General features: G+C 68.1%; 8 protein-coding genes. 3 read left to right on the plus strand and 5 right to left on the minus strand.

The features are described from left to right. Positions 1-51: 51 nt before the first annotated feature. Both GVN21_RS21280 and ettA read right to left on the minus strand, forming a co-directional pair. Positions 52-3,123 (minus strand): calcium-binding protein, encoded by a 3,072-nt coding sequence (locus GVN21_RS21280; RefSeq protein WP_166576448.1) that lies wholly within the window; start codon positions 3,121-3,123, stop codon positions 52-54. A gap of 218 nt (positions 3,124-3,341) precedes the next feature. Then, entirely contained in the window at positions 3,342-5,009 is a 1,668-nt protein-coding gene (ettA, locus tag GVN21_RS19715) for an energy-dependent translational throttle protein EttA (protein WP_166576449.1), read from the minus strand. 171 nt (positions 5,010-5,180) lie between these two features. Between ettA and GVN21_RS19720 the strand changes: the two genes are divergently transcribed. Next, the gene (locus GVN21_RS19720; RefSeq protein WP_166576450.1) at positions 5,181-6,038 is read left to right on the plus strand and encodes a hypothetical protein; all 858 of its coding nucleotides are present in this window, start codon (positions 5,181-5,183) and stop codon (positions 6,036-6,038) included. 4 nt (positions 6,039-6,042) lie between these two features. On the opposite strand, the gene GVN21_RS19725 is transcribed toward GVN21_RS19720, so the two are convergent. Beyond that, on the minus strand, positions 6,043-6,774 hold the full coding sequence (locus GVN21_RS19725) for a Crp/Fnr family transcriptional regulator (RefSeq protein WP_166576451.1): 732 nt from the start codon (positions 6,772-6,774) through the stop codon (positions 6,043-6,045). A 202-nt stretch (positions 6,775-6,976) separates the two neighbouring features. Between GVN21_RS19725 and GVN21_RS19730 the strand changes: the two genes are divergently transcribed. Next, positions 6,977-8,377 (plus strand): amidase, encoded by a 1,401-nt coding sequence (locus tag GVN21_RS19730; protein WP_166576452.1) that lies wholly within the window; start codon positions 6,977-6,979, stop codon positions 8,375-8,377. Between the two features lie 117 nt (positions 8,378-8,494). Here GVN21_RS19730 and GVN21_RS19735 read toward each other — a convergent pair whose 3' ends face one another. Continuing rightward, a complete protein-coding gene (locus GVN21_RS19735) occupies positions 8,495-10,069 on the minus strand; it encodes a hypothetical protein (RefSeq protein ID WP_166576453.1) in 1,575 nt (524 codons plus the stop codon). Beyond that, positions 10,069-11,463 carry a sel1 repeat family protein gene (locus GVN21_RS19740; RefSeq protein ID WP_240903041.1) on the minus strand — a complete coding sequence of 465 codons (1,395 nt, stop codon included), beginning with the start codon at positions 11,461-11,463 and terminating at the stop codon, positions 10,069-10,071. The genes GVN21_RS19735 and GVN21_RS19740 overlap by 1 nt, the downstream gene beginning before the upstream one ends. 367 nt (positions 11,464-11,830) lie before the next feature. On the opposite strand from GVN21_RS19740, the gene GVN21_RS19745 reads away from it, so the two are divergent. Then, on the plus strand, positions 11,831-12,133 hold a 303-nt coding region (locus GVN21_RS19745), incomplete at its 3' end, for a hypothetical protein (protein WP_166576455.1).

Here is a 12,133-nt window from a genome sequence, read left to right on the forward strand (position 1 = left end):
GGACCTGAACAACCAGGCTGAAGACCTGGACGTTGAAATGGCGGCGCTGGGCTATGCCCAGTTCATGTCCGGCGGCGCGGACGGCGCGGTGTTGCTGGCCGGCGGGGTTAGCACGGTGTCCGAGTAGATCACCTGCGAGGTCAGGATGCTGTCCGGCGAGACCCAGAGGATCTTGATCGTATCGCCCGAAGCGAACGTCAGCAGGGTCTCGTGCGGCCCGCCGGTGACCGACTGGATCGACGTGTGACCGTGCAGCTCGATCTTGTCGTTGGCGCCGAAGTTCTCGATGACATCATTGCCGTCGCCGATGCTGAACACGAAAGTGTCCGCCCCGACCCCGCCGTTCAGGGAGTCGTTGCCCTTGCCGCCGATCAGCCTGTCCGCGCCGTCGAAGCCTGCCAGGAGATCGTGCCCGCCCAGACCCCAGATCACGTCGTCGCCCAGCCCGGCGTAGAACTGGTCGTTCAGGTCCGAGAGAGCCAGCGCGTCGCGCGGATTGCCGCTGCTCGCATAGAAAACCTGGGCCGTGGCCGTGTAGCTGTTGCCGACCCCGGTGGGGAGTGGCGGCTCGCCGATCACAGGCGGCGAAGACGGGGCCGGCGGCTGCAGCGCCGGCGCCAGGGGCGGGGTGTAGTAGGCGCCCATGAAGTTCATGGGCTTGAGGTTGGTGTAGACGATGTTGTTCAGCAGCAGGGTGTCGCCGCTGCTGAAGGTGATCAGGGTGTTGGCGCCCTGCTGGGCAATGGTGGAGATATCCAGTCCGCGGATATCGAGAATGTCCTCGGCGACGTTGAAGTCGGTGATGGTGTCGGCGCCGTCGCCGACGAAGATGACGAAATAGTCCCGGCCCTCGCCGCCGGTATAGACGTCGGTCCCGGCTTGGCCGGCCAGCTGGTCGCTGCCCGCGCCGCCGTTCAGGGTGTCATTGCCCAACCCGCCGAGCAGCAGATCGTCGCCTCCACCGCCATTCAGCCGGTCGTTGCCGCCGGCCCCATCGACGCCCTCATTCTTGTTTGTGCCGCTAAAGGTATTGCCGCCGTCGCCGAACACCCGGCTGTCGCCGAAGGTGATGGTCGGCAGCTGCCATTGCTGGGTGATGGTGGCCGCCCGCACCTGTTCCACGGTGGTGTTCAGCAGGGTGATCGAGTGCTGTCCCGTCCCCGCCAGGTCGATGACCACATTGGCGCCCCGCTGGGTCATCAGGACGTCGACGTTGCCGAAGGCGTCGAGGAACAGCCGGTCGCCCTCGGAGACGTTGAAATCGCGGATCACGTCCGCTCCGTCGAGGGAGCGATAGATGAACAGGTCCGCCCCGGTCCCGCCCGTCAGGTCGTCGAAGCCGATCCCGCCGTCGATGATGTCGGCGCCCTCGCCGCCCTCGATCACATCGTCGCCGCCCCAGCCGCAGAGCACGTCGGCCCCGCCCATGCCGCGCAGGCGGTCGTTATCGGTCCCGCCGTCCAGCAGCTCGCCCTGGGCCACGCCGGTGAGGGTGTTCTTCACCTTGTAGACCGGCTGAAAGATGATGCCGGCCTCGACGTTGGCGATGGTGGTGTTGTCGAAGGCGACGAAGCCGTTGGACTCGAACAGCCGCAGGTTCACCGTCGTGCCCGACTGTTCCAGCGTGTAGAAGCCGGCGCCGGTGACCACGATGCGATCGCCCTGGGCGGCGTTGAAGTCGCTGATGACGGCGTTGTTGCTGTCCTGCGCAGACACCGGGATGAACACGAAGGTGTCGGCCCCCGCCCCGCCTTCCAGCCGCGCCAGGCTGCGGCCGAAGATCAGGGTGTCATTGCCGTCCCCGCCGTAGAGCCAGCCCTGCCCGGTCAGGATATCGTCGCCGCCCAGGCCATAGAGGGTGACGTCCTGGCCCGGCAGGGTGATGACATCGGCGGCGGCGGTCCCCGCCTGCATCGGGAAGTGGCCGTAGAGCGATTGGTCGAATTCGATCGAGCCGTAGGGGACCCGGGTCGTCGAGGTGTCGTAGGTGATCGTCAGCGCGCCGGCGTTGACGTTCTTCAGCAGAATGCTGTCACGGTCCGAGAAGGTGACCAGGGTGTCGGCGCCGACCTGGGTCTTGGACTGGTAGCCGGTGTACATCCCGACCATCAGGATGTCCTGGCCGACCGTGAAGTCCAGGATCACGTCCTTGCCGCCGGCCGGCACGATGTGGAAGGTGTCGGCCCCCGCCCCGCCCGACAGGGTGTCCGCGCCGAAGCCGCCGACGATGTAATCGTTCCCGCCGCCCCCGGCGAGACGGTCGTCGCGCGAGCCGCCGAACAGCCCATCTGCGCCGGCCCCGCCGACCACCCACCCGGACACGAACCCGCCCGTGCCGGTAAAGCTGCCGCCGTCGTCCCCGAGGAAGACGTTGCCGTCCACCGTGCCGACGTTGCTCATCCGGCCGGTCGACAGCACCACATCGCCGACCACATGGCCGGCGTTGAACACCGCCGGCCGGTGGCTGTCGATCACGTCGCCGCCGACGATGGCCAGGTCGGCGCGGATCGTGCCGGTGTTGTAGAGGGTGGCGCTGCCGTTCAGCCAGACCCCGACCGACAATCCGGCCCCGGGATCGATCGCCTCGATCAGGCCGGTGTTGATCACCCGGCTGTAGCTGGAAGCGGTCACCGCGACGTTGGCGGCGAAATCAGCCGCCGTGACCTGCGAGCGGATGATGCCCGAGGGGGCGTTGTAGAGGTCGCCATACTGGCTGGCGAGGACGCCGTAGGCCTGGGTGCGGCCGACCGCCGAGATCAGCCCGCCGTTCTCCAGTTCGAAGGGGTTGTTGGGCGGCGTCTGCGGCAGGCGGATGCCGTAGGCGATGTCGCCGGTGGCGACGATCTGCCCGAGGTTCATCACATAGGGAAAGCCGTGCGGCAGCTCGAGCCCGACCGCGACCCCGCCGGTCGCCGTGGTCGTGGCCGAGATCAGCCCGATGTTTTCCAGCGGCCCGTTGTAGCTCTCGGCCCGCACCCCGATGGCCAGCGGCCCGGCGTTGGTCAGCTTGATCTGCCCGAAATTGACGATCGCGGGGTTGGTGTTCGGCGTCGCGGGATCGCGAACCATCAGGACGGCGTACTCGCCACTGGTAAAGGCCAGCACCTCGCTCGAAGCGATCACCCGCTTCGCGGAAACCGTAATCCCCACAACGCCCCCCAAACGCCACCAGCAGGCGCACCCCGATGCGCCGCCCGGATGACGCTAGCCGATTGCCGGGATCGGGGAAAGGAGGCGCACGGCTTGCCGCCGGATGTTCTTGCTGCGCCAACGAGAGGGTCGTCTGGGATCGGGTTGCGCGAGGAGGATCGCCCAGCTTCCACCCAAACGCGCCCCCCTTCTTAACGCGCGAACTTCTGGAACTTGATCCGGTGCGGGATCAGGCTGTCCACGCCCAGCCGCCGCTTCTTGTCCTCTTCGTACATCTCGAAGTTCCCCTCGAACCATTCCACGTGGCTGTCGCCTTCGAAGGCGAGGATGTGGGTGGCCAGGCGGTCGAGGAACCAGCGGTCGTGGCTGATGACCACGGCGCAGCCGGCGAACTCTTCGAGCGCCTCTTCCAGGTTCTGCAGGGTCTCGATGTCGAGGTCGTTGGTCGGTTCGTCGAGCAGGATCAGGTTGCCGCCGGTGGCCAGGGTCTTGGCCAGGTGGACGCGGTTGCGCTCACCGCCGGACAGCAGGCCGACCTTCTTCTGCTGGTCGCCGCCCTTGAAGTTGAAGCTGCCGACATAGGCGCGGCTGTTGATCTCGCGCTTGCCGACCATCATCACGTCGGTGCCGCCGCTGATCGCCTGCCAGACGGTGTGGTTGGGGTCGAGGTCGTCGCGGCTCTGATCGACATAGGCCAGCTTCACCGTCTCGCCGACCTTGATGGTCCCGGCGTCGGGCTGTTCCTGGCCGGTGATCAGCTTGAACAGGGTCGACTTGCCGGCGCCGTTGGGGCCGATGACCCCGACGATGCCGTTCGGCGGCAGGCGGAAGTTCAGGCCCTTGAACAGGACCTTGTCGCCGTATTCCTTCTCCAGGTCGGTGACCTCCAGGACCACGTTGCCCAGGCGCGGGCCGGGCGGGATCTGAATGACCGCATAGCTCTGGGCCTGCCGGCTGTTTTCCTGCTCGCGGACCATCTCGTCATAGGCGGCCAGACGGGCCTTGGACTTGGCCTGGCGGGCCTTGGCGCCGGAGCGCACCCATTCCAGTTCGCGGGTCAGGGCGCGCTGGCGGGCCTCGGACTCCGACTGCTCCTGGACGACGCGCTTCTGCTTCTGCTCCAGCCAACCGCTGTAGTTGCCCTCGAAGGGGATACCCTTGCCGCGGTCCAGTTCCAGGGTCCACTTGGTCACCTGGTCGAGGAAGTAGCGGTCGTGGGTCACGAGGATGACGCAGCCCGGGAAGGCCTCCAGGTGATGCTGCAGCCAGGCCACGGACTCGGCGTCCAGGTGGTTGGTCGGTTCGTCGAGCAGCAGCATGTCGGGCTTGCTGAGCAGCAGCCGGGCCAGGGCCACGCGGCGCTTTTCACCGCCCGACAGCTTGGTCACGCCGGCGTCGTTGGGCGGACAGCGCAGGGCGTCCATGGCCATCTCGATGCGGCTATCGATGTCCCACAGGTTCTCGGCGTCGATGCGTTCCTGGAGGGTGGTCATCTCCTCCATCAGCTCGTCGGTGTAGTTCTCGGCCATCTCGACCGCGATGGCGTTATAGCGGTCGAACACCGTCTTCTCGTCGCACCAGGCGATAACATTTTCCCAGACGGTCTTGCTGTCGTCGAGGTGGGGCTCCTGCTCCAGGTAGCCGCGCTTGACGCCGTCGGCGGCCTTGGCCTCGCCGTTGAACTCCTTGTCGATGCCGGCCATGATCTTCAGCAGGGTCGACTTACCCGAGCCGTTGACCCCGACCACGCCGATCTTGGCGTCCGGATAGAACGACAGCCAGATGTTCTCGAACACCTTCTTGCCGCCTGGATAGGCCTTGGTCAGGCCCTGCATTTGAAAGATGTATTGGGCGGCCATGGGGGCGCTCGGCTTTCGTATTTCGCTATGCGGGAGTTGGGCGCGGGATGTAGCGACCGCGAGGGGGGAAGGCAATGGCGCCGGGCCTCCGACAGGGTCAGGTTAAGGATTTGGAACGTGCCAACGCGCCGGTTCCGTGGAATCCATGGGCCGGGGCGACACGAAGAAGAGATGCTGAAGACGATGCGACTGACCGCCTGCCTTTCCGCCGCCGCGCTGCTGGCCAGCGGCCTGGCCGCCGCCGCCGCCGACCTGGCCAGCCTCGACCAGTTGCAGGGCGACTGGGCCGTGGGCAAGGGCAGCGTCTTCACGGTCAGCGGTTCCAGCGGCCGGATGTCGAAAGTGTCGGCCAGCGACCGCAAGGCCGGCTATTCCGAGGGCGACCTGCTGGTCCAGGGCCTGACCTATCGCGGCAATATCGAGCTCAACAACGGCGATCTGCGCGCCCGCTATACCGGGACCTGCCGCTCGCCCACCGCCGGCCCGGGCAAGGTGCAGTGGGTGGTCAGCGACTGTGAGCTGCGGCTGATCCTGCCGGCCAAGCTGAGCGCCGACTATCGCCTGTCGACCGAGAACGGCAGCCCGCTGATCGCCAGCAGCCGCTCGCCCGGCGGCAAGACCACGACGGCCGCCGCCCCGCCCGTCAATGTCGGCCTGCCCGCCTCCCCGGCTCCGTCGCCGGCGGCCGTTCCGGAAGACCCCAACAATACCTGGGCGCGCCGAAGCATGAACCCGGACGAGCTGGCCGCCCAGGACGCCGGCACCGCCCGCGCCAACGCCCAGATCAACGCCAACAACGCCGCCGTCGAAGCCCGCAACCGCAAGGCCGCCGCCGACTACGCCGCCGCCCAGGCGGCGCGAGAGGCCAAGATCCGGGCCGACCAGGCCGCGTACGACAAGGAAATGGCCGACTACCAGGCCCGCGTCGCCGCCACCGAGGCCGCCAACGCCAGGGCCCGCGCCCAGTGGGAAGCCGATGTCGCGGCCTGCAAGGCCGGCGATCGCACGCGGTGCGCCGCGCCCAAGTAAGGGGTCAGAGCAGGGGTCGCGGCGCCAGCGGCTGGTCGTAGTAGTCGGCCAGGCTTTCGAGCGCCTTGGGGTTGAGAATCTCCAGTCGCCCCCTGCGGAAGCGGAACAGGCCCCGCTTCTCCAGCCGGCCGAGCGTCTCGTTGACGTGCGCCCGCGACAGGCCCAGCGCGTCGGCCAGATGCGTCTGTCGCAAGGGCGTCTCCAGCACGCCATCGCTGGCCATGCCGATCACCGCCGCCCGCTTGTAGAGATAGAGCAGCAGGGTGGCGATCCGCTCCATGGCCGTACGCCGCCCGACCGACAGCAGAGTCTCGTCGACCAGGCCTTCCTCATGCGCCGTCAGCCATGTGACGTCGAAAGCCAGCTCAGGGTAGCCACGATAGAGGTCCCACATCTTCGACCGCGCCAGCCGGCAGAACACCGTCGTCCCCATCGATTCCACGCCATGGGCCGCCTCGCCCAGGAAGTTGGCCTGCACGCCGATCAGGTCGCCGGGCAGCAGGAAGTTGAGGATCTGCCGCCGCCCGTCCGGCAGGGTCCGATAGCGGAAGGCCCAGCCCGACAGCAGGGTGTAAAGCGGCGTCTCAGCGGCGCCCTCGGCGGTGACCACCTCTGACGGCTCGAAGGTCTCTTCGCCCGTCTTCATCGTCTGGATGAAGTCGATCTGCTCGGGCGTGCCCGTCTTGAACGCCGGCTGGCGCCGGTGCGGACAAGCCCGGCACGGAATTTCACTCATGGCGTAAGCCGCCCCCGGATTTTGATCGCCCTCGAATCCCATTGAAGGGACAAGCGGCTTGAAGGCAAGCTGGTGTTTCGGGAGGTCCCATGCGTCCTTTGCGCGCTATAGCCCTGTCGCTGGCCTTTGCCGCCGGCGTGCTTCTGTTGCTCGGGGCGACCTTCGCCTACCTCAAGTCCGCCGCCTGACCGGAGACAACAAGATGCGCCCCCTGCTCGCCCTGGCGCTCGCCGCCGCCCTGCCGCTCTCGGTGGCCGCCCAACCGGCCAGCCACGAGGATCAGGTCCGCGCCTACATCGCCCGCGCCGACGCCGTCGACGGCCGGATCGGCTCCATCCTGCGCCGCGATCCCACCGCCCTGGACCAGGCCCGCCGCGCCGACCAGCGGGACCGCGCCAAGCCGCACCCGCCCTCGCTCAACGGCCTGACGCTGCTGATCAAGGACAATATCGACGTCGCCGGCATGCCCAACACAGCCGGCTCCCTGGCCCTGAAGGACAACGTCCCGGCCAAAGACGCGCCCTTCGTCGTCCGGCTGCGCAAGGCGGGGGTGGTGATCCTGGGCAAGACCAACCTCTCCGAATGGGCCAACATCCGTTCCTCCCGCTCGCTCAGCGGCTGGAGCGCGGTCGGCGGACAGACCCGCAACCCCTACGATCCGGCCCGCAGCCCCTGTGGCTCCTCCTCCGGCTCGGGCGCGGCGGTGGCGGCGGGCCTGGCCTGGGCCGCCATCGGCACGGAGACGGACGGCTCGATCACCTGTCCGGCGGCGGTCAATGGGCTGGTGGGCCTCAAGCCGACGGTGGGCCTCGTCTCCCGCACCGGCGTCATCCCGATCAGCGCCAGCCAGGACACGCCCGGCCCGATGACCACCACGGTCACAGACGCGGCCCGCCTGCTCACCGCCATGGCCGGTTCAGACCCCGCCGATGCGGCGACGAAGGACGCCGACCAGCGCAAGGCCGACTATGCGGCCGGTCTCGACCCGAACGCGCTCCGGGGCAAGCGGATCGGCGTGATGCGATATGCCGCCGGCTTCCACGCCGACACCGATGTCGCGTTCGAGGCCGCGCTCCAGGTGCTGCGCGACCAGGGCGCCGTCCTGGTCGAGATCAAGGACTTCCCGAACCGCCGCGAGATCGGCGGCCACGAACTGGTCATCCTGCTCACCGAGCTGAAGGTCGGGCTGGCCGACTACCTCGCCACCACCGACCCCGAGAGGGTCAAGGTCCGCACCCTCGCCGATGTGATCGCCTTCAACCGCGCCAACGCGGCCCAGGAACTGGCCCTCTTCCCCCAGGACCTGTTCGAGCAGGCCGAAAGGACCAACGGCCTCGCCGACCCCGCCTATCTGAAAGCCAAGGCCGAGGCCGATCGCCTGGCCCGAGGCGGCCTCGACAAGCTGATGGCGGACAACGATGTGGTGGCCCTGGTCGGCCCGACCTTGGGGCCCAGCTGGCTGATCGACCCGGTGCTGGGCGACCGCTACGTCGGCGGCGGGGCGGGGAACGCCGCGGCCGTGGCCGGGTACCCGCACCTGACCGTGCCGATGGGCCTGGCGAAAGGGATGCCGGTGGGGCTGAGCTTCATCGGCCCGAAATGAAGCGAGGCGATACTCCTGCAGCTGGGCTACGCCTACGAACAGGCGTCGAAGGCGCGGGTGGCGCTGGCCCTCTGAGGCATGGAAAGTCCTCCCTCGCGCGAAGCGTGGGGGAGGCTTTTAGTCCTTCCGCCCCCAGCGTTTCTTGGGCGGCGGCGGGGCCTTTTCCGGCGGCAGGGCGACGGGCGCCCCGTCGCGCTGGTAGCCGAACTCGTAGCCGTCGCCTTCCCAGCCGCGGCGATAGCCCCCGCTCCAGCCGCCGCGTTCACGCAGCGAAGTGGGCAGGTTCCGGCTGCTCATGCAGTAAAGGCCGCGGTCGAACCGCGCGCGCCAGCACTCGCTATCCCAATAGACCCAGTTGTCCTGCAGCTCGAGGGTAGCGCCCTGCTCGGCATAGGCCGGCCGTCCGCCGCCGTAGAAGCGGTTCTGGGTGAACCGAGCCCGGCCCGACGAGATGTAGGCGCCGATCTCCCGCGCCCCGATCGCCGATTCCCGCACCGTCAGGCTGGCGCCCGCCGAGATCACCCCGCGCTGGGCGTCGCAGATCCGGCTGCGGGCGATGTCGACCACCGCGCCCCGCTCAAGATGGAGGCCGGTGTTCCAGCCACAGGCGGTGATGTTGCGCACGGTCAGCGTACCGGTGCCGCTGCGCAGGCCGCGGACCAGCAGGCCCACGTCGCCGGGCGTCTCGCCGCCCCGCGCCATGATCCCCACCTGCTCCAGCCGGGACTCGCCGTTGCCGGGCGTCAGGTCCAGGCCGCCGGCTTCGCCGGAGATGCGGCTGCGGGCGATGTCGATCACCGCCCCCTCGATCAGCACCGCCGGGTCCCAGCTCTTCGCCTCGATCACGCTGTCGCGCATGATCACCTTGCCGCCCGAGGCATAGACCGCGGACGCATCGCCCCAGTACTCGACCGTGGTCCGCACCAGGGCCACCTCGGCGTCCCAGGCCTCGATGCAGGGCATCCGCCCGCCATTCTGGGTCTTGAAGGTCAGGTCGCGCAGTTCCACGCCCTTCACGCCCGACGCGATCCGGATGCAGGCCATGCCGGCGTCCGGCGTGATGGTGGCGGAGGTGTACTGGCTCTCGGAGAAGATCGAGGCGCCTTCCCCGGCGATGATCACCGGGTTCTCGACAACGATGGTCTCCTTACAGGCCGCCGCGCCCCGGATGTAGAGGATGCCGCCATCCTCCAGGGTCTGCAGCGCGTCGGACACCGGCGTCGGCGACCCCTCCTGGTAGTAGCCGTCGTCGTACCCGCCCGAACCGTTGCCGTAGCCGCCGCCATTCCCGTTGGAGTAGCCGTTGCCGTTCGAATAGCCGTTGCCGCTGGATGGCGGCGGCCCGCCGCGGAGAGTCTCCGCCTGCCCGGTCGATCCGGCGATGTAGGAGCCGTTGCCGCAATCGACCACCGCCACGGCCTGGTCGCGCGGATAGGGGATGTTGTCGGGATAGTAGGTCCCGTTCGGCCGGCGAGGCCGCTTGCCCCACTTGTACTTGCCCGGCCGCCACTTGTCGGGCCGATACCGGGGCTTCAGCGGGGGATTGATCAGGCCGCCGAAGTTGGGCCGGATCTGCTGGTCGACCTGGGCCTCCGGCATGGCCGATACCGGCCCCGGCGAGGCGGTCAGGCCCAGGCCGACGGCGGTCGCCGCCGCCAGCGCCAGACGGAACGAGGGGGAACGCTTCTTCATCACCGATACTCCCCACGGCGCTGCTGCTGCCGGTTCTCGCGCGACACCTGGCTCAGCACCTGCTGCAGCCGCCCCGCCGAGGGCTTGAAGCCCGACAGCGCCGCCCCGACCTGATAGACCACAGCGTCGGCCTTGTTCTGATCAGCCACCCCGTCCATCCCCAGCGAGAAGAAGGTCGACATGGCGTACTTGGCCTCGGCCGAGCCCTGCTTGTCCGCCTCCGAATACCAGTAGAAGGCCCGCGCATAGTCGCGCCGCACCCCCACCCCTTCGGAGTACATGACCGCCAGCACCAACTGGGCCTTGGGCGAGCCGTTGACCGCCGCGTACTGGATGGCCCGGACCTTCTCGATCGGCGTCAGCCGGCCGGTCGGCTCGCGACCCAGCATCTGCTGGAAGGTCTGCATGTCGCCCGGATAGAGGTCTTCCTCGCGCTTCACCGCGACGGGCGTCACCCGCAGATAGGTCAGCGCCTCGGCGATATGCACGAACGGCAGCTCGCGCAGCCGGTCCAGCGCCACGTCGGTGGCCTCATCGCGCCAGTTGCTCTCGTCGACATGCGGCACGCCGCTGCCCGGCGCGTCCGGCGGATAGAATTCGTACGGCGGGGTCCAGCGCTTGGCCTTGGACTCCACGAAACTGCCGAAGCCGCCTCGTTCCGGCGTGGACCGCTCGAAGTCCTTCAGCATCACATAGGCGCCGATGTCGCCCGTCTGGACCGCCAGGAAATTGTACAGATAGGCGTCCACGTCGTTGCGCGGGAACAGGTTGATGACCGACGGCGTGCCCGGCTTGTAGGGCCGCCCGCGCGCCGCCAGGGCCTCCCGATTGTCGGACGGCTCGCCGAAGATGCCGAAGCCGTCGTCATGGATCCGCGCCAGCGTCCGGAAGCCCTCGGCTCCCTGGCTGGACAGCACATAGACCACCCGCGATCGAACCTTGTCCTGCTCGCCCGAATCCATCCGACCCAGCAGCCGGTCCAGGGTCATGTAGGCGTTGCGCCGCTCCACCGCCCGGCAGTGGTCGAAGCGCCCGGCGCCCTGGGTGTCGCCGCTGCTGCCCCTGCGGGGCTGGGCCGAGACCTGGGCGTAGCCGTCCGGGTTGGTCAGCGCCATGGTGTACCAGACGGCCGCCTCGACGGGGTCATCCAGGTTCCGGTCCACCGCCCGCTGGCCTTCATACCGCCGCCCCAGCTCGAGCTGCGAGAAGAAGTCGCCCCGGAAGGCGCCGCGCCGCAGGGTGCGAATCTCCTGTTGCTGGGCGTTGAACTGGGGACTGGCCACGGTGGCAAGCTGAGGACGCGGGCAGGCCGCATCCCCCTTCTTGCCCCACAGGTTGGGCGCGGCGTCACAGCCGAACAGCGGGAGGATCATCGCCGCCAGGGCGACGCCCATGACGACACCCCTCATCTTTGAAGGTTGTTTCACAGGACTCGAATCGTTGAACGCGCTCACCGGGACCACGGCAAGGGCTTCGGCATGTTCGGCTTCGTGCATCGCAAGCCCCCCATAAGCCCGCCGTTAACCATAATTACAAAGGCACAATTCGCCCTGTACCCCTGACCTGTCAAGGCTCGCGCCCCAGGTCGCCCATACCGTCCATCTGCGCACCTGAAGCAGGAATGAACGACATTCACCCAACAAGGGAATTTACCGTTGGCCGAACGCGGGTCCGCCTCCGAACAAAACATATTACGTCTATAATTTGCCTTGATTGACGCGCGAACTCGGCGGCGAACTAAACCAGCAGAGGGGAATCGCCATGTTCGCAACCGCCCGCCTTCGTACCGTAACGGCCGGGGCGCTCTGCGTCCTGATCGCCGCCGGCACGCCGACCACGGCCGTCATGGCGGGGCCTCCCAGCGACGGGAAGCCGACTCCCGAGGCCTGCGCTGATCTGGGGTTCAGGGCCCAGGGGGACTACGGTGACGTCGGCGCCCTGACCATTACCGGTTCGCGGCAATCTCAATCCAATTTCACCCAGAGCGCGCCGGTCGCGGTGACTTCGGAAAGCGGTATCGCCCCGGCCGTTACGGTACGAAGGCGGGCGGTTGCGAACATGGCG

Origin of the sequence: Caulobacter sp. SLTY (assembly GCF_009905535.1) — a bacterium.
In the GTDB taxonomy this organism is placed as follows: domain Bacteria; phylum Pseudomonadota; class Alphaproteobacteria; order Caulobacterales; family Caulobacteraceae; genus Caulobacter.

What these genes read in the sequence shown, in the direction of transcription:
- GVN21_RS19740 (WP_240903041.1), bottom strand. Translation starts at nt 11,463, where the DNA reads ATGGGCGTCGCCCTGGCGGCGATGATCCTCCCGCTGTTCGGCTGTGAC.
- ettA (WP_166576449.1), bottom strand. Translation starts at nt 5,009, where the DNA reads ATGGCCGCCCAATACATCTTTCAAATGCAGGGCCTGACCAAGGCCTAT.
- GVN21_RS19720 (WP_166576450.1), top strand. Translation starts at nt 5,181, where the DNA reads ATGCTGAAGACGATGCGACTGACCGCCTGCCTTTCCGCCGCCGCGCTG.
- GVN21_RS19730 (WP_166576452.1), top strand. Translation starts at nt 6,977, where the DNA reads ATGCGCCCCCTGCTCGCCCTGGCGCTCGCCGCCGCCCTGCCGCTCTCG.
- GVN21_RS19725 (WP_166576451.1), bottom strand. Translation starts at nt 6,774, where the DNA reads ATGAGTGAAATTCCGTGCCGGGCTTGTCCGCACCGGCGCCAGCCGGCG.
- GVN21_RS19735 (WP_166576453.1), bottom strand. Translation starts at nt 10,069, where the DNA reads ATGAAGAAGCGTTCCCCCTCGTTCCGTCTGGCGCTGGCGGCGGCGACC.